Source organism: Streptomyces sp. NPDC028314 (assembly GCF_055565795.1).
This window is the reverse complement of sequence record NZ_JBVHTP010000011.1, coordinates 1-16828: the sequence shown is the minus strand read 5'-3', so window position 1 is coordinate 16828 and position 16828 is coordinate 1. Positions and strand designations below refer to the sequence as shown.

The following is a 16828-nucleotide window of genomic DNA, read 5'->3' as shown; positions in this document are numbered from 1 at the left end:
GTCAGCCGGCTTGCCTGCCTACCAACTGGTATGCAGGGGCTTGCCCTCCGCGTAGCCGGCCGCGCCCTGGACGCCGACGACGGCGCGCTCGCGGAATTCGTCGAGCGTGGCCGCGCCCGCGTAGGTGCAGGAGCTGCGGACCCCGGCCACGATCTCGTCGATGATGTCCTCGACCCCGGGACGCTGCGGGTCGAGGTACATGCGGGAAGTGGAGATGCCCTCGTCGAACAGCGCCTTGCGGGCGCGGTCGAAGGAGGACTCCTCGGCGGTACGGTGGCCCACCGCCCGCGCCGAGGCCATCCCGAAGTTCTCCTTGTAGCGGCGACCGTCCAGGTCGAGGTGGATGTCCCCCGGCGACTCGTGCGTACCGGCGAACCACGAGCCGATCATCACGTTGGAGGCGCCGGCGGCGAGGGCGAGGGCGATGTCCCGGGGGTGGCGCACGCCACCGTCCGCCCACACGTGCTTACCGAGCTCGCGGGCCTGCTCGGCGCATTCGAGGACGGCGGAGAACTGGGGCCGGCCGACGCCCGTCATCATCCTGGTGGTGCACATCGCACCGGGGCCCACGCCGACCTTGACGATGTCGGCGCCGGCCGCGACGAGGTCGCGGACGCCGGCGGCCGTCACCACGTTGCCCGCGACGACGGGCACCTGCGGGTCGAGGGCCCGGACCGTGCGGAGCGCGTCGAGGGTCTTGTCCTGGTGGCCGTGGGCCGTGTCGACGACGAGTACGTCCACCCCCGCCTCCAGCAGCCGCTTGGCCTTCAGGGCCACATCGCCGTTGATCCCGACGGCGGCGGCGATCCGAAGCCGGCCGCTGCCGTCGACCGCGGGCCGGTAGGCGGTGGCGCGCAGCGCGCCCGAGCGGGTGAGGATGCCGCTGAGCCGGCCGTCGCCGTCGGTCACCGGGGCCAGCCGGTGGCGGCCCTCGTGGAGCAGGTTGAACGCGTCGCGGGGCTCGATGTCCTCGGGCAGCGTGAGGAGTTCGGTGGACATCACCTCGCGCAACTGGGTGAACCGGTCGACGCCCTGGAGGTCGGATTCGGTGGCGATGCCCACCGGCCGGTCGGCCTCGACGACGACGACGGCGCCGTGGGCGCGCTTGGGGAGCAGCGACAGCGCCTCGGCCACGGTGGCCTCGGGGGTGAGGGCCACCGGGGTGTCGTGCACGAGGTGGCGGCTCTTGACCCACCGGACGACCTCGGCCACGTACTCGGCGGGAATGTCCTGCGGTATCACACAGATTCCGCCGCGCCGCGCCACGGTTTCCGCCATTCGCCGGCCGGCCACCGCCGTCATATTGGCGACAACGAGCGGAATCGTCGTTCCGGTTCCGTCGGAACTCGCTAGGTCGACCGACATGCGCGAACCCACGGCCGAATGGCTCGGAACCATGAAGAGATCGTTGTACGTCAGCTCGTGCGGTATCGGGCGGTCGGAGAGAAATCGCATGGAATTACCTGGTCCGTCGTCGTGCGTGAGTGGGAAGCGGAATGCGGGCCCCTGCGGGCACGCGTGAGCCACCACTGCCCCGGCGGGCCCCGGAAATCGGATACCGGAGTGGACCTGGGGCAGTGGTGGATCGGGGGTTGCGTGATCAGGCGGGCGGGATCAGACCGCGGCCGTCTTCAGTCCGGAGATACGGATCGGCTCGCCGCCCATGTGCTTCTGGGCGCGCTTGTTCTGCTGGTGCAGCTTTTCGTAGTACTCGCGGTCGAGTTCGATGACGTTCTTGGAGAAGAACATCCAGGAAAGGATGTCGCGGTACTTGAAACCGTCCGCGGTGAGCTGGATGCGGTCGGTCGGCAGCCGGCGCAGCAGGCCGAGCTCCTCTCCGGCGGCCAGTACGGGCTCGAAGAGGTGCGCCTTCTCCTGGTAGCCGAACCGGTCCAGCTCGTGCAGGTCCAGGTCGAAGGTGTCGAGGACCAGGCGCTTGCGGATGATCTCCTCGTCGTCCAGGACGAAGCCGGTCTGGGGGGTCAGCTCGTGGTTGCGGGCCTTCTGGATGTAGTCCGCCACCTCGGTGAGGCTGGGCTTGACGCTGCCGACCATGTAGTCGACCGAGCTGGTGTAGCTGCGGGCGCCGGCGCCCAGGCCGAGCAGCGGCACGCCGTGGAAGGTGAGCACCTTCTGCTGGTAGCCGCCGCGGCCCAGCTTCTTGTAGCGGACGTTCGACTCCTGGATGTAGCCCGCCTCGCGGAACGTGGCGTTCGCGTAGTCGTAGCGCTCGTAGAGGTCCGGATTCCACATGTACTGGTACGAACCGGTCTTGGAGAACCAGGCGTCGGGCCGCACGGTGAGGAAGTACGTGCTGATCGTCTCGGGAGCGAGGGCCGTCAGCTCGTCCACCGAGTGCCGCCAGCTCTCCGGGCTCTGGCCGGCGAATCCCATGATCAGGTCGGTGCTGAGGTTCGGCAGCTGCTTCTCGCGGGTGATCTCGATGGCCTTGCGGATCACCTGCTCGTTGGCCTGGCCGCGGCCGGCCTCGCGGATCTCCGCCGGGACCAGCGACTGGATGCCGATGTTCGCGCGGGTGAGACCCATCGCGATGAGCCCCTCCAGGGTGCCCGGCTCCTTGACGATGGAGTCGGGAGTGGCCTCGATGGCCACCTCCTCCACTGTCGAGCGCCAGTTCGGGTACACCTCGTCGAGGGTGGCGAAGAGCTTCTCGAAGTGCTTCAGGCTCAGCAGGCTGGGCGTGCCGCCGCCGATGTAGATGGTGCGCAGCCGACGGGCCTGGATGATCTCGGCGTGGTCGCGGATCTGGGTGCACAGCGCGTCCATGTACGCGTCGTAGACATCCATGTCCTCGGAGATCACGGTGTAGAGGTTGCAGAAACCGCACTTGTACCGACAGAACGGGACGTGCAGGTAGAGGTTGAGCTCCGGCACGGGATGACGTTTCAGGTCCTCATCCCAGATGTCCTTGATGTTCCACGCCCCATTCAGAGGGCGGTAGGCACTGCGCGAAGGATACGCGTAGTTGAATGGCGGAATAACTCCCTGCCGGATGTGGCTGGCGAGTTCATCGCGAATTGCGCTCACGTGCTCTTCCTTTACTACAGCGTGCGAGGTCGGGACGCGGCGCATCCAAGGGACGGCTCCGACAGGACGTCCTGCCGGACCTGGACCGAGAAAGTGAGAACGGAGTGGCCATGCCCCCGGGCCGATACCCCTCATGGCAAGCGATCCATAGATGGTCCCCTGGGTCATTCGCACTACAGCGGCGCGAAAACGTGACCCGGGATGGATGCTCCATTAAGTAGATGGGTAATTCGACGCCGGGCAACAGGCCCGGAAGCCACAAAGTCGAAGACCACGCTCCGAGATCGCTTGGAGGATCCCCCAGTCCTGTCTTGATGACTGAGATCGCCCCCCTCGAGACCCGCTCAAGACGGCTCATGCGGCTAGCGTCATCGGCTCATGCACCAGAACCACGGGGGGTTCAAGTGAGCAATGAAGTGTCAACCGGCATGCCTTGTTCCGTTTTGATGCACCGTCAGCTCTTCCGAGGAGTGCCGCTTCCGACCGGCACCCGGACGGGCCGGCCCACCGACGGAAGACCCGGCCGAACCGGATTCCCGCGCTAGACACCTGCCCGGGTCCGCCGCACCCGACCGCCCCGCACTCGCAGGGGCCACACGCGGCGGATGAACCCGTCCCAGCGGTGCGCGCCCGCGCCGCTGATGATCAGTCACTCCGTGACCGACCCATGCGACCCGCCGGTACTGCCCCACAGGGGCGCGGCCGAGTTCGCCCGGCCGGCACAGAAGAGAGCCACACAGCACATGAACAGCACAGCCATGCCCGGACGGCGGCACACCCCTCCGGCGCATCCGCAACCGCATGCCTCCAGCCCATCTGACGGCCCATCCGAGCGCCCATCCGACAGTCCATCAACTGTGGGCAGAAATCTGGCACTTGAACTGGTACGTGCCACCGAGGCGGGTGCCATGGCGGCCGCCCGCTGGGCCGGCCGCGGTGACAAGAACGGCGCGGACGCCGCTGCCGTGCAGGCCATGCGGTCCCTGCTCGCGACCGTCTCGATGGACGGCGTCGTCGCCATCGGCGAAGGCGAGAAGGACGCCGCCCCCATGCTCCACAACGGCGAGCGCGTCGGCGACGGCACCGGTCCCGAATGCGATGTGGCGGTCGACCCGGTCGACGGCACCTCCCTGACGGCGATGGGCATGGGCGACGCCCTGTCGGTCCTGACGATCACCGACCGCGGTGCGATGTTCGACGCTTCCGCCGTGTTCTACATGGACAAGCTCGTCACCGGCCCCGAGGCCGCCGAGTTCGTCGACATCAGCGCACCCGTCGCGGTCAACATCCGCCGTGTCGCCCGCGCCAAGGGCCGCACCGCGGAACAGCTCACCGTCGTCGTGCTGGACCGGCCCCGCCACCAGGGCCTCATCCGCAAGATCCGCGAGACCGGCGCCCGCGTCAGACTCATCTCCGACGGGGACGTGGCCGGAGCGATGCTGGCCGCCCGCGAGGGCTCCGGCGCCGATCTGCTGCTGGGCACCGGGGGCTCCCCCGAAGGCATCATCGCCGCCTGCGCCGTCAAGTGCCTCGGCGGCGTCATCCAGACCCGGCTGCACCCGATGAGCGCCGCCGAGCGCCGGCGCGCCCTGGACGCCGGCCACGACCTGGAGCGCGTCCTCACCACGCACGACCTGGTCAGGAGCGACAACGTGTTCGTCGCCGCCACCGGCATCACCCGGGGCGAACTGCTCGACGGTGTGCGCTTCGGCGCCGGCACCGCCAGGACCCAGTCCCTCGTGATGCGCGCGAAGACCGGCACCGTCCGGCTGATCAACTCCGAGCACCGGCTCTGATCCCTCCCTTCCCCTCCGGGCACCGCATGCCCGTGAGGTGGGCGCAGCCATGCGCAGATCCGAGCCGCCAACTCCGTGGATGAGGTATTCCATGAGTCCCACTCCCGCGGGCGCCCCCGACGCGGTCACCGTGCGCCAGACCGTCGGCATCGGCGGCCGCACCCGACGCCCGGACGGCGCCCAGAAGGTCGACGGGACCTTCGCGTACTCCTCCGACCTGACCGCCGACGGCATGCTCTGGGGCGCCACACTGCGCAGCCCGCACCCCAGCGCCCGGATCCGCGCCCTCGACACCACGCGGGCCCGGGCCCTGCCCGGCGTCACCGCCGTCCTGACCCACGAGGACGTGCCGGGCCGCAAGTACTACGGCCTGGAGCGCCGTGACCAGCCCGTCCTGGCCATCGACGAGGTGCGCTACGAGGGCGAGCCCATCGCGCTGGTGGCCGCGGACCACCCCGAGACGGCCCGCCGCGCGCTGGCCCTGATCGAGGTGGACTTCGAGGTGCGCGAGCCGCTCACCGACCCCCGCCTCGCGGCCTTCGACACGAGCCGGCCGCGTCTGCACCCCGAGGGCAACCTGGTCCGTCACCAGCCGATCCGGCTCGGCGACACCGGCAGCGCCCGCGTCCGGGACGACCTCGTCGTCATCCGGGCCGAGTTCGAGATCGGCATGCAGGACCAGGCCTTCCTCGGGCCCGAGTCCGGCATGGCGGTGCCCGACGGGGACGGGGGCCTCGACCTGTACGTCTCAACGCAGTGGCTGCACCACGACAAGCGGCAGGTGGTGCCCGTGCTGGGCCTGCCCGAGGACCGGGTGCGACTGGTCCTGGCCGGGGTGGGCGGGGCCTTCGGAGGCCGCGAGGACATTTCCGTACAGATCCACATGGCGCTGCTGGCGCTGGCCACCGGCCGGCCGGTGAAGATGTCGTACCGGCGGGACGAGTCGTTCGTCGGCCACGTCCACCGGCATCCCGCGCAGCTGCGCTACGAGTACGGGGCCACCCGCGACGGCAAGCTCGTCTACGCGGACGTGGACATCGTCTTCGACGGCGGCGCCTACACCTCCGCCACCCCCGGAGTGGTCGGCATCGGGTCGTCCCTGTGCCTCGGTCCGTACGAGTTCCCGAACATCGCCGTCGACGTGTACGGGGTCTACACCAACAACCCGCCGTGCGGGGCGATGCGCGGCTTCGGCGGGGTGCAGGGCTGTTTCGCGTACGAGTCGATGATGGACCGGCTCGCCGCCGAGCTCGGCCTGTCCCCGCTGGAGATCCGGCGGATCAACGCCATCGGACCGGGCTCGCGGATCGCCAACGGCCAGGTGGTCGACGGGCCTCAGCCGTTCCGGGAGCTGCTCGACCGGATCGAGACGATCCCGCTGCCCGCGCCGCTGCCGGCGCAGGCCGATCCGCGGGACCTGCCCGGCGGGCTCTCCGGTTCCACCCGCGCCGACAGCGTCGTACGGGGCGTCGGCTACGGCGCCGGGATGAAGAACGCCTGCTTCTCGGGCGGTGACGACGACTACTCCACGGCCCGCGTCATCGTGACGCTGACCGACGGCGAGCCGACGGCGTACGTCCACACCTCCGCCGCGGAGGTCGGGCAGGGCCTCAACACCGTCGAGGCGCAGATCGCCCGCTCCGAGCTCGGCATCGAGCGGATCGTGCTGCTGCCCGCGGACACCAGTGTCGGGGACTCGGGCGGCAGCTCGGCCTCCCGCCAGACGTACATGACCGGCGGTGCGGTGAAGACCGCCTGCGAGGCGGCCCGGGAGGGGCTGTTCGGCCTGGCGGTCCGGCGCCTGGGCCTGGGGCCGCGGCCGGCCGGGGACCTCTCCGTGACCGACGGCAAGCTGCTCTCCGAGCAGGACGGTGTACTGGCGACCCTCGCGGACGTTCTCGACGGGGAGCGGGTCGACGTCACGCGGGAGTACCACCACCGCCCCACCAGTGCGGTGGACCCGCTCACCGGCCTCGGGGACTCGCACGTCCAGCTGATCATGTGCCTGCACCGGGCGGTCGTCGACGTGGACGTCGAGCTCGGGCTGGTCCGCGTGGTGGCCCTCGACGCGGTGCAGGACGTCGGCCGGATCATCAACCGGGTCGGGCTGGAAGGGCAGATGCACGGCGGCTCCGTACAGGGCCTGGGCCTGGCGCTGATGGAGGAGATCGTCGTCGAGGGCGGGCTGGTCCGCAACGCGTCCTTCACCGACTACCTGATCCCCACCGCCTTGGACGTGCCCCGGATGAAGCTCGACATCGTCGAGCACCCCGACCCGCACTCCCCGTACGGGGTCCGGGGCGCGGGCGAGGCGCCCACCCTCTCGGCCACCCCCGCCATCGTCGCGGCGGTCCGGGCCGCCACCGGACTGGCCCTGACCCGCATCCCCCTTCGCCCGCACGACATCGCCCTGGGCGACCGTCGCGCGCACGACCTGACCACAGGAGGACAGGCATGACGAAAGTACTGCTCATCGAGGCGATGGGGTCCGCGGAGGACCTCCTCGACGCCGGCCTCGAACTCGGTGTGGAGGTCGTCGTCGCCACGCACCGCGAGATCTACGAGGGGTACTCCGAGGCCGTGAAGCAGAAGATCGCCGGGACGGTCTTCACCGACTTCTCCGACCAGGACCGCGCCCTGAAGGAACTGGCCGCCTACGCCCGTGCGGAGGGCATCGAAGGGGTGGTGGGCTGCTGGGAGTTCCTGACCCCGCTCGCCGCGCGGCTCGCGGCCGAGCTGGGCCTGCCGGGCAACGACCCGGCGCGCGCCGCGGGCTGCCGCAACAAGAGGGTGATGGCGGGCCTGTTCGAGGAACACGGCGTCCCGGCGCCACGCACCCTGCTGGCCACGGACCTGGAGTCGGCCGTCTCCGCGATCGCCACGAGCGGGCTTCAGTACCCGGTCGTCGTCAAGCCCGCCGAACAGGCCGGTTCCTGGGGCGTGTCGGTCGTCGGCGGGCCGGACGAGCTGCCGGAGGCCTTCGCCGGGGCGCAGGGCTGGCCGTTCGAGTCCCCGCACGGCTTCCCGCTGGACACCACCGTCCTGATCCAGGAGTACGTGGGCGGCGTCGAGTACAGCGTGGAGAGCGTGGTGCACCGGGGCCGGGTCACCCCCCTGACAGTGGTGCAGAAGTTCACCACCGACGGAGCGTTCCGGGCCGAGACCGGCCAGACGGTGCCCGCCGCCCTCGGTGACGAGGACACCCGGACCCTGTACGACACCACGATCGCCGCGGTCACCGCGCTCGGCATCACCGACGGTGTCGCGCACACCGAGCTGAAGCTGCTGCCGGAGGGCGGCGCGAAGATCATCGAGGTCGGTGCCCGGTTGCCCGGCGACCGGGTCCCCGAGCTGATCCGGCTGGCCCGCGGCGTGGACGAGGCGCGGGCGTTCATCCAGGTCGCCCTCGGCATCACCCCCGACCTGACGCCGACCAAGGACGAGGCCGCCGCCATCCGCTTCTTCGTGCCGCCCCGGGCGGGCCGTTTCAAGAGCATCGACGGTCTGGTCCGGTCCCCGCAGGTGCACCGCATCGCCGTCTACCCGAACCCGCACGACGAGGTGCGCGGTCCGGGCGACAACGACGGCCGCGTCGGCTACGTGATGCTCCGCGCCCGCACCCCCGGGAAGGTCAACCAGGCCGCCGACGCCGCCGTCGCCAACCTCACCGTCGAACTGGAGTAGTCACATGACCGAGTCGGACATCAAGCGCATCGCGTACATCCGGTCGATCCCGATCTCGCGCGCCGGACCGTACATCCCCGAGCTGGCCCGCACCGTCACCGCCGACGGCACCGAGGCGCGGATCTTCTTCACCGACGGCGACTGCGGCCCCGAGGACTTCCCCGGCGGCAGCTGGGAGAAGCTCCCCGAGGACGCCCGGCCCGACCAGATCGTCGAGCGGATCCTGGCCTGGGGCGCCGACGGCGTGGTCTCCCTGTCCTTCCCCGACGAAGCGGGGCTGCGCGACGCGGTGGTCAAGGAGAAGCTGGCCGGGCACGGCATCCCGATGGTCACCAACGGGCTGGAGCCGGGCCGGCTGCTCGCCGACAAGTGGGAGACCAAGAAGATCCTCGCCGACCACGGCCTGGACACCCCGGACGGCATGCTCATCGACGGCACGCTGCTGAAGAACGGCGGCGCGGACGTCCCCGTGTACGCCGACATCATCCGCTGGAAGGCCGAGCAGATCGGCTACCCGCTGCTGACCAAGGCGGTGTGGGGCAGCTCCGGCAACGGCATCCGCTTCATCCGGGACCGGGCCGGCCTGGAGGAGTACCTGGCCGACCCCGACGAGGGCAACTTCGTGATGGAGCAGTGCATCACGGGCGAGCTGTGCACCGTGGAGCTGGTCGGCTCGGACGGCGAGTACGCCGTACAGCCGCTGTGCTTCACCGGACCGACCGGCGGCGAGCCGACGTTCGCATTCTGGGAGCTGCGCTCCTCCGCCCCGCGCGCGGCCGACGACGCGGCGTTCCTGCCGGTCGCCGAGAAGCTGAAGAAGCTGTGCGCGACCGTGGGCATCACCGGCGTGATCAACCTGGACATCATCTACAGCGGCGGCACCTACTACGTGCTGGAGATCAACCCGCGCGTCTCGGGAGCCACCGCGCTGGGAGTGGCCGCCTCCGGGCGCAACACCTATCTGTGCATGACCGAGATCCTGCTCGGCAAGTGGGAGCCCCAGCCGGAGCCGGTCCTGGAACGGCGCCGCTGGTCCCTGGAGTTCCCGGTGAACAACGTCACCGACGCGTTCGTCGCCGCCGTCTCGGAGCGGGTGGACGTGGTCCAGGTGACGCCGAACCTCGTGGTCGACGGCAGGGAGTACGGCGGTCTGATGATCGCGACGTGCGAGTTCGGCTCCGAGTCCGCCTTCCTGGAGTCCATGGTCTCGCTGAACGCCCGGTACGACGTGCTCTCGCAGGACATGACCCAGCAGCTCAAGCAGCTGCTGACCAGCCCGGCCGCGCAGGCCGTCCGCTGACGCCCGGCGCGGGCGGCCCGTCCCCGCGCACCGATACCCCGCGCAAGTGAAAGGTCGATCCACCATGTCCCAGCCGTACGTCCATCTGCCCGCGGCGGAAGTCCTCGGCGCGCTCGGTGAGCACGCCGAGAGCGAGCTGAAGCTGCTCCGAGAGTCCTGGCACGACCTGCCCGTCGACGCCTACCTCGCGGACGGCGCCGACTACCGCCGTCGCCGCTACAGCGAGTTCCGGCTGACCCGCGAAGGCCTCGTACGCAGCGCGCATGGTGCCTTCCACCAGTCGCTCGACGTGAACCCGCTGCACGGCGGCGTGGCCAGGGAGTTCGAGCCCGTCGAGGAGGCCGTGGCGTCCTCGCCCGTGCTGGCCTCGCTGGTCCGGGCGCTGGCCGACCGGCTGCCCGGCAGCTTCGACCTGGCCGGCGGCGCCGTCGGGATCCACCAGATACGGATCACCGCGACCCGGGACGCCGCCGGCCAGCCCGCCCCGGAGGGCGTCCACGAGGACGGCCACCACTTCGTCGCGCAGGTGCTGATCCGTCGCGACAACGTCGAGGGAGGCCACTCCCAGCTCTACGACCGCGACCGGAACCCCATCTTCAGCACCTTGCTCACGGAGCCGTTCGAGGCGGTCGTCATCGACGACCGCCGGGTCTTCCACGGCGTCTCGGCCGTCGAACCCGGTCCGGCCATGCCCTCCGCGGTCCGCGACATGATGCTCGTCGACTTCTTCCCGGCGCGGGTCCCCTCGCAGGCCGGCGCAGAGCAGGGCCGGGTGGCGGCATGAGCAGGCTCCTGCTGCTGGAGGCCATGGGCAATACCGGGGCGTACCTGATCCGGGCCGCCGCCGGCCTCGGTCTGAAGGTCACCGTCGTCACGCACGAGGACATCTACGAGAAGTTCTACGCGCCGGAACTGAAGGAGCTCATCGGCGCGGACGTCCTCTTCACCGACTTCTCCGACCCCGACGCCTGCCGCGAGCAGCTCGCCGCGTACGGCCGCGCCCACCAGGTCTCCGGGGTGCTCTGCGGCTGGGAGTTCCTCAGCCCCCTCGTCGCGGAACTCGCCGCCGCGCTGGACCTCCCCGGCAACGACCCCGCGCGGGCCCTGGGCTGTCGCAACAAGAGGGTCATGGCCGAGCTCTTCGACGAGCACGACGTGCCCTCGCCGCGCACCATCCGCGCCACCACCTACGACTCGGCGGTCGAGCAGATCTCCGCCCGCGGCCAGGGCTACCCGCTCGTCGTCAAACCGGCCGAGCAGTCCGCCTCCTGGGGGGTGTCGGTCGTACGCGCTCCCGAGCAGCTCGCCGCCGCCTTCGAGCTGGCCCAGTCCTGGCCGGTGGAGACTCCGCACTACATCGCCCTCGACACCACGGTGATCGTCCAGGAGTACGTCGGCGGCGTGGAGTACAGCGTGGAGGCGATCGTCTCCCGGGGCCGGGTCACGATGCTGCCGGTCACGGAGAAGTTCACCACGCAGGACTCCTACCGGGTGGAGACCGGGCACACGGTGCCCGCGGTCCTGCCGGAATCCGTCCTGGACACCATCCGCGACACCTCCGAGCAGGCGCTGCGCGCCCTCGGCGTGCACAACGGCGTCGCCCACATCGAGCTGAAGATCCAGCCCGACGGCAGCGCCCGGATCATCGAGGTCGGCGCCCGGCTCCCCGGCGACCACGTGGTCCGCCTGATGAAGGAGGCACGCGGCATCGACGAGGCCCGCGCCTACATCCAGGCCGCCACCGGCGCCGAGCCGCAGACGCTCCCGCTCCTCGACCGGGCCGCCGCCATCCGCTTCTTCACCTCCTACGAGGCCGGCACCTTCCGCGGGCTGACCGGCCTCGGCACCTCGCCGTACCTGGTCGAGGCCGTCACCGCCAAGATCGGCGCCGCGGTCGGCAGCGTCCGCGACAAGGGCAACGACGCGCGGGCCGGGCACGCCCTGCTCATCGCGGACGATGCCGGCCAGGTCAACGCCGCCGCCGAAGCCGTCATGGCCCGGGTGACGGTGGAGGTCAGCTGATGCCGAACGCACCCACCCGGGCCTATCTCGCCGGGGCCCGGCCCGGCGGCGCCCTCGCCCGGGCCTGCGCCGAGTCGCCGCTGCTGCGCACCGCCCTCGGGGAGCGCTTCCTGAGCCGTCCCGTCTTCCTGGAGGCCGCCCAGGCCCGGGAAGCGGGGCGCCGCCTCAGCGAACTCTTCGACCTGCTGCTCTCCCTGCCCGGCCGGCTGTTCGACGGGGACATCCGGGCCTTCGGCCGCGCCGTGGGCTGGTCCGAGCTGCAGATCGCCACGGCCCTGAGCCCGGACGGCACCGCGCGCCCGGTCCCCCGGTTCGCCCGCTCCGACCTCTACATGGAGGAGTCCGGCTTCCGGATCCTGGAGCTGAACGTCGGGAGCCCGCTGGGCGGTTTCGACACCCCGCTCATCGACGACGTGCTGCTCGCGGACCCGTACGTCGCCGCGTTCGCGCAGGAGCACCGGCTCGACACCACCGACACCACCTGGGTCCTCGTCAAGATGCTCCAGGAGACCCTGCCCGCCCTCGGCCTCGGCACGGACGCCGCCCCCGTCTCCGGCAACGGCCCGGTGATCGGGCTGGTCGACTGGCCCGGGAGCTTCCCGTACCTGCGGGACCGGCTGACGGCCATGGCCGAACTGCTGCGGCCCTACGGCATCGACGCGATCCCCTGCCACGCGGGCCAGGTCGACTCCCGCCCCGACGGACTGTGGGTGAACGGGCGCCGGCTCGATGCCGTGCACCGGTTCTACTGCATCGACGACGTGGTCACCGCCGAGGACGCGGCGCTCCTCCAGCCGATCCACGACGCGGCCGCGGCGGGCAGGACGCTGCTGTTCACCCCGCTCGAACCCGAGGTGTACGGCAGCAAGGGATGCTTCGCCGTCCTCAGCAACGAGCGCAACCGGGCCGCGTTCACAGCGGCGGAACTGGACACCATCGACCGCTTCCTGCCCTGGACGCGGATCCTGCGCGACGAGAAGGTGCACGTCGACGGCGCCCTCGTCGATCTGGTGCCGTACGCGAAGGAGCACCGCGAGGAGCTCGTCATCAAGGCCACCGGCTCGCACGGCGGACTCGACGTGGTGCCCGGCTGGGAAACGGGCCGGGCACAGTGGGAGCACACCGTGGACTCCTGCGCGGGCGGCCCGTACATCGTGCAGCGCAGGGTCAGGCCGGTCGTCGAGGAGTTCCCGGCCGGCGACGGCACCGCGACGACGGTCCCCATGGTGCTCAACTGGGGCGTCTTCCTGGCCGGGTACGGCTACGGCGGCGCCTTCATCCGGGGGACGACCGACCTCCAGGGCGGCGTGATCAGCCAGGCGAACGGGGCCGCCATGGGCACCTGCTTCCACGGCAGTCTCGAGCGGCCGTGAACGCCCGGCGCCTGCTGACGCGCTGGGGCCTGCCGGACGTCACCGGGAACGGCCGGTTCGTCGGCGCGAACGTCCTCGACAGCCTCGGCAACGGGCTGGTCCTCGCCTTCACCGTCGTCTACTTCACCGCGACGACCTCCCTCTCGCTCGGCGTGATCGGCGCCGCGCTCTCCCTCGGCCAGCTGCTCGCGCTGCCCACCCCGGTCCTCGCGGGCTCGCTCATCGACCGGCTCGGGCCGCGCCGGGTGGTGCTCGGTGCCAATGTCGTCTCGGCCCTGGGGTTCACCGGCTTCCTGTTCGCCGACGCGGCGTGGTCGATCGTGCTGGTACAGCTGGTCGTCCAGGCCGGCTCCAGCGTGTACTGGACGTCCAGCCGGGCCCTGGTCATGCTGGCGGCCGCCCGCCAGGGCGACCAGGCCCGCTGGTTCGGCTTCATCGGCGCCCTGCGCAACATCGGCGCGGGCTTCGGCTCCGCCGTCGCGTCCGTCGCGGTCGCCCTCGGCAGCGGAACCGGGGTGCGGGCCCTGGTGCTCGTCAACGCCCTGACCTTCGTGGTCGCCGCCTGGCTGATCGCGAGGTGGCGGCCGGCCCCGGCGCCCGCCGCCGGGGCCGCGGGCCCCGCCGCGCCTGCTCCGAAGGCCGCCGCGGGGGGCCGCGGCCGCGGCGGCTACGCGCAGGTCCTGCGGGACGGCCGCTACCTGCGGCTGGTCGTCGCGAACCTGGCCTTCGTGCTCGCCGCGAGCGTGCTCCCGGTGCTCCTGGCCGTCTACACCACCGAGGTGCTCGGCGCGGGCGCCTGGCTGATCGGCATCTGCGTCGTCGGCAACATGGTCCTCGTCGCGGTGGCCCAGACCCTGGTGGCCCGCTGGGCCGAACGCCACAGGCCCGCCCGGGTCCTGGCCCTCGCCGGGGTGGTCAACGCCGCCGCTTTCGCCGTCTTCGGATCGCTGCTCGCGCTGCCCGGCTGGATGGTCGCGGCCGGGCTGATGCTGGCGATGGTGATCTTCACGGTCGCCGAGATGCTCAGCCTGCCGCCCAGCAACGAGCTCAGCGTCTCGCTCGCCCCGGCGCACATCCAGGGCCGTTACCTCGGCGCCTTCCAGCTGTCCTGGACCCTCGGCAACGCCCTCGCGCCGGCCCTGCTCACCCTGCTCCTCGCCCAGGGGCCGGCCTGGCCCTGGCTGGTGCTGGGCGCGCTGAACCTGCTCGCGGTGCCCTTGGTGCTCGGCCTCCACCCGGCCGCGGCGCAGCCGCCCGCCGCGCCCGGCCTGTCCCTGTCGACCTCAGCTGAAGGGGCTGCCCCATGACCGAAACCCTGCCGTACGTACTGCCGTCGGCCGCCCCGGTCGTCGTACCCCCACCCGTAACGCCGGCCGTACCGCCACCCGTACCGCCCGCGGCCGGGCTGCGGCTCGACGAGATGCACGCCTCGCTGGCGGACCCGGTGCTCGGCTCGATGACCCAGCTCAACGAGATCGCCGGCCGCTATCCCGACGCCGTCTCGTTCGCGGCGGGCCGCCCGTACGAGGACTTCTACGACCTGGACCAGCTCCACGACCACCTGGCCCGCTTCACCCGCCACCTGGAGCAGGACCTCGGCCGCACCCCGGCGCAGATCCGCACCGCCCTCTTCCAGTACGGGCACACCAAGGGCCTGCTGACCGACCTGCTGGTCCGCTACCTGGCCGTCGACGAGGGCATCACCGCGGACCCCGACGCCGTGCTCGTCACCACCGGCGCGCAGGAGGCGATGGTCCTGCTGCTGCGCGCCCTGCGCACCGACGAGCGGGACGTCGTCCTCGCCCCCGCCCCCACCTACGTGGGGTTCCTCGGCGCCGCCCGGCTGATGGACATGCCGGTGCGTCCCGTCCGCGAGGGCGACGGCGGCATGGACGTGGACGACCTCGTCGCGCAGATCCGCGCGGCGCGGGCCGAGGGGCTGCGGCCGCGCGCCTGCTACGTGGTGCCCGACTTCGCCAACCCCAGCGGCCTGAGCATGAGCCGGGCCGACCGGGAGCGGCTGCTGGAGGCCGCCGCCGCCGAGGAAGTCCTGGTCATCGAGGACAACCCGTACTCCCTCTTCGGCGCGGGCGCCGAGCGGCCGCCGACCCTGAAGTCCCTGGACCGGCACCGCAACGTCGTCTACATCGGCTCGTTCGCCAAGACCGCCTTCCCCGGCGCCCGGGTCGGCTACATCGTCGCCGACCAGCCCGTGGACGGGGCGACGGGCACGGACGGGGGCCTGCTCTGCGACCAGCTCGCCAAGCTCAAGAGCTTCCTCACCCTCAACACCTCGACCGTCTCGCAGGCGGTCATCGGGGGCCGGCTCCTCGAACACCACCACAGCATGGCCGCCGCCACCCGCCGCGAGGCCGCGGTGTACGCCCGCAACCTGCGGGCCGTACTCGACGGCCTGGACCGCCACTTCCCCGGCCCCGGCGCGGCGGTGACGTGGAACGTACCCGGCGGCGGCATGTTCGTCGTCCTCACCCTGCCCTTCGAGGCCGACGACGCGATGCTGGAGTACTCCGCCTCCCGCTTCGGGGTCCTGTGGACGCCGATGCGCCACTTCTACGCGGGCGCCGCCGGCAGCCACCAGATCCGGCTCTCCTTCAGCGTCCTGGACCCCGACCGGATCCATCTCGGCATGGCCCGCCTCGCCGCGCTCGTCCATGACCGGACCACCACCCAGAAATGAGCGAACACACCATGTCACGCCGCCTGTTCACCTCCGAGTCCGTGACCGAGGGCCACCCCGACAAGATCGCCGACCAGATCAGCGACACCCTCCTCGACGCGATGCTGACCCAGGACCCGGCGTCCCGCGTCGCCGTGGAGACCCTGATCACCACAGGTCTGGTGCACGTCGCGGGTGAGGTGACGACCACCGCCTACGTGCCGGTCGCCCAGCTGATCCGACGGAAGATCACCGAGATCGGCTACGACTCCTCGAAGAAGGGTTTCGACGGCGCCTCCTGCGGCGTGTCGGTGTCCATCGGCGCGCAGTCCCCCGACATCGCGCAGGGTGTCGACACCGCGTACGAGAAGCGGGTCGAGGGGGCCGCCGCGGATGAGGAAGGGGACGAGCTCGACAAGCAGGGCGCCGGCGACCAGGGCCTGATGTTCGGCTACGCCTGCGACGAGACGCCCGAGCTGATGCCGCTCCCGATCCACGTCGCGCACAAGCTGTCGGCCCGCCTCACCGAGGTCCGCAAGAACGGGACGATCCCGTACCTGCGCCCCGACGGCAAGACCCAGGTGACCATCGAGTACGAGGACGAGCGGCCCGTGCGCCTCGACACGGTGGTGGTCTCCTCGCAGCACGCGCCCGACATCGGCCTGGGCACCGAGTTCGACCTGGAGTCGCTGCTGGAGCCGGACATCCGGACCTTCGTCGTCGAGCACGTCCTGAACCGGCTCGCCGAGGACGGCATCAAGCTGGACACCGAGGGCTACCGGCTGCTGGTGAACCCGACCGGCCGCTTCGAGATCGGCGGCCCGATGGGCGACGCCGGCCTCACCGGCCGCAAGATCATCATCGACACCTACGGCGGCATGGCCCGTCACGGCGGCGGCGCCTTCTCGGGCAAGGACCCGTCCAAGGT

The 16828-nt window shown here is 71.2% G+C and carries 12 protein-coding genes; 10 read left to right on the top strand and 2 right to left on the bottom strand.

Annotation, left to right across the window (positions count from 1 at the left end):
* Positions 1-18 precede the first annotated feature (18 nt).
* Positions 19-1455, bottom strand: coding sequence for a GuaB1 family IMP dehydrogenase-related protein (locus ACZ4TG_RS24285; protein WP_468166219.1), 1437 nt, complete (start codon positions 1453-1455; stop codon positions 19-21).
* A 159-nt stretch (positions 1456-1614) separates the two neighbouring features.
* Positions 1615-2895 carry a coproporphyrinogen-III oxidase family protein gene (locus ACZ4TG_RS24280; protein ID WP_468166217.1) on the bottom strand — a complete coding sequence of 427 codons (1281 nt, stop codon included), beginning with the start codon at positions 2893-2895 and terminating at the stop codon, positions 1615-1617.
* A gap of 911 nt (positions 2896-3806) precedes the next feature.
* On the opposite strand from ACZ4TG_RS24280, the gene glpX reads away from it, so the two are divergent.
* From glpX to metK, 10 genes are all read left to right on the top strand, one after another.
* Positions 3807-4844: a class II fructose-bisphosphatase gene (gene glpX / locus ACZ4TG_RS24275; protein ID WP_468166818.1), complete on the top strand. Its 1038-nt coding sequence runs from the start codon at positions 3807-3809 to the stop codon at positions 4842-4844.
* A gap of 91 nt (positions 4845-4935) precedes the next feature.
* Entirely contained in the window at positions 4936-7302 is a 2367-nt protein-coding gene (locus tag ACZ4TG_RS24270; protein ID WP_468166215.1) for a xanthine dehydrogenase family protein molybdopterin-binding subunit, read from the top strand.
* The gene (locus ACZ4TG_RS24265) at positions 7299-8528 is read left to right on the top strand and encodes an ATP-grasp domain-containing protein (RefSeq protein ID WP_468166213.1); all 1230 of its coding nucleotides are present in this window, start codon (positions 7299-7301) and stop codon (positions 8526-8528) included. Before ACZ4TG_RS24270 ends, ACZ4TG_RS24265 begins: the two co-directional genes overlap by 4 nt.
* A 4-nt stretch (positions 8529-8532) precedes the next feature.
* Complete coding sequence (locus ACZ4TG_RS24260) at positions 8533-9828, top strand: ATP-grasp domain-containing protein (RefSeq protein ID WP_468166211.1); 1296 nt, start codon at positions 8533-8535, stop codon at positions 9826-9828.
* A 64-nt stretch (positions 9829-9892) separates the two neighbouring features.
* Complete coding sequence (locus ACZ4TG_RS24255) at positions 9893-10612, top strand: 2OG-Fe dioxygenase family protein (protein ID WP_468166209.1); 720 nt, start codon at positions 9893-9895, stop codon at positions 10610-10612.
* A complete protein-coding gene (locus ACZ4TG_RS24250) occupies positions 10609-11850 on the top strand; it encodes an ATP-grasp domain-containing protein (RefSeq protein WP_468166207.1) in 1242 nt (413 codons plus the stop codon). The genes ACZ4TG_RS24255 and ACZ4TG_RS24250 overlap by 4 nt, the downstream gene beginning before the upstream one ends.
* Positions 11850-13223, top strand: a complete 1374-nt coding sequence (locus ACZ4TG_RS24245; protein WP_468166205.1) for a hypothetical protein — start codon at positions 11850-11852, stop codon at positions 13221-13223. The genes ACZ4TG_RS24250 and ACZ4TG_RS24245 overlap by 1 nt, the downstream gene beginning before the upstream one ends.
* A complete protein-coding gene (locus tag ACZ4TG_RS24240; protein WP_468166204.1) occupies positions 13220-14530 on the top strand; it encodes an MFS transporter in 1311 nt (436 codons plus the stop codon). The genes ACZ4TG_RS24245 and ACZ4TG_RS24240 overlap by 4 nt, the downstream gene beginning before the upstream one ends.
* Positions 14527-15921: an aminotransferase-like domain-containing protein gene (locus ACZ4TG_RS24235; RefSeq protein ID WP_468166202.1), complete on the top strand. Its 1395-nt coding sequence runs from the start codon at positions 14527-14529 to the stop codon at positions 15919-15921. Before ACZ4TG_RS24240 ends, ACZ4TG_RS24235 begins: the two co-directional genes overlap by 4 nt.
* Before the next feature lie 11 nt (positions 15922-15932).
* The coding region (gene metK / locus ACZ4TG_RS24230; RefSeq protein WP_468166816.1) for a methionine adenosyltransferase at positions 15933-16828 on the top strand (896 nt) is incomplete at its 3' end.

What these genes read in the sequence shown, in the direction of transcription:
- ACZ4TG_RS24260 (WP_468166211.1), top strand. Translation starts at nt 8,533, where the DNA reads ATGACCGAGTCGGACATCAAGCGCATCGCGTACATCCGGTCGATCCCG.
- ACZ4TG_RS24235 (WP_468166202.1), top strand. Translation starts at nt 14,527, where the DNA reads ATGACCGAAACCCTGCCGTACGTACTGCCGTCGGCCGCCCCGGTCGTC.
- ACZ4TG_RS24245 (WP_468166205.1), top strand. Translation starts at nt 11,850, where the DNA reads ATGCCGAACGCACCCACCCGGGCCTATCTCGCCGGGGCCCGGCCCGGC.
- ACZ4TG_RS24250 (WP_468166207.1), top strand. Translation starts at nt 10,609, where the DNA reads ATGAGCAGGCTCCTGCTGCTGGAGGCCATGGGCAATACCGGGGCGTAC.
- ACZ4TG_RS24265 (WP_468166213.1), top strand. Translation starts at nt 7,299, where the DNA reads ATGACGAAAGTACTGCTCATCGAGGCGATGGGGTCCGCGGAGGACCTC.
- ACZ4TG_RS24270 (WP_468166215.1), top strand. Translation starts at nt 4,936, where the DNA reads ATGAGTCCCACTCCCGCGGGCGCCCCCGACGCGGTCACCGTGCGCCAG.
- ACZ4TG_RS24285 (WP_468166219.1), bottom strand. Translation starts at nt 1,455, where the DNA reads ATGCGATTTCTCTCCGACCGCCCGATACCGCACGAGCTGACGTACAAC.
- glpX (WP_468166818.1), top strand. Translation starts at nt 3,807, where the DNA reads ATGCCCGGACGGCGGCACACCCCTCCGGCGCATCCGCAACCGCATGCC.
- ACZ4TG_RS24255 (WP_468166209.1), top strand. Translation starts at nt 9,893, where the DNA reads ATGTCCCAGCCGTACGTCCATCTGCCCGCGGCGGAAGTCCTCGGCGCG.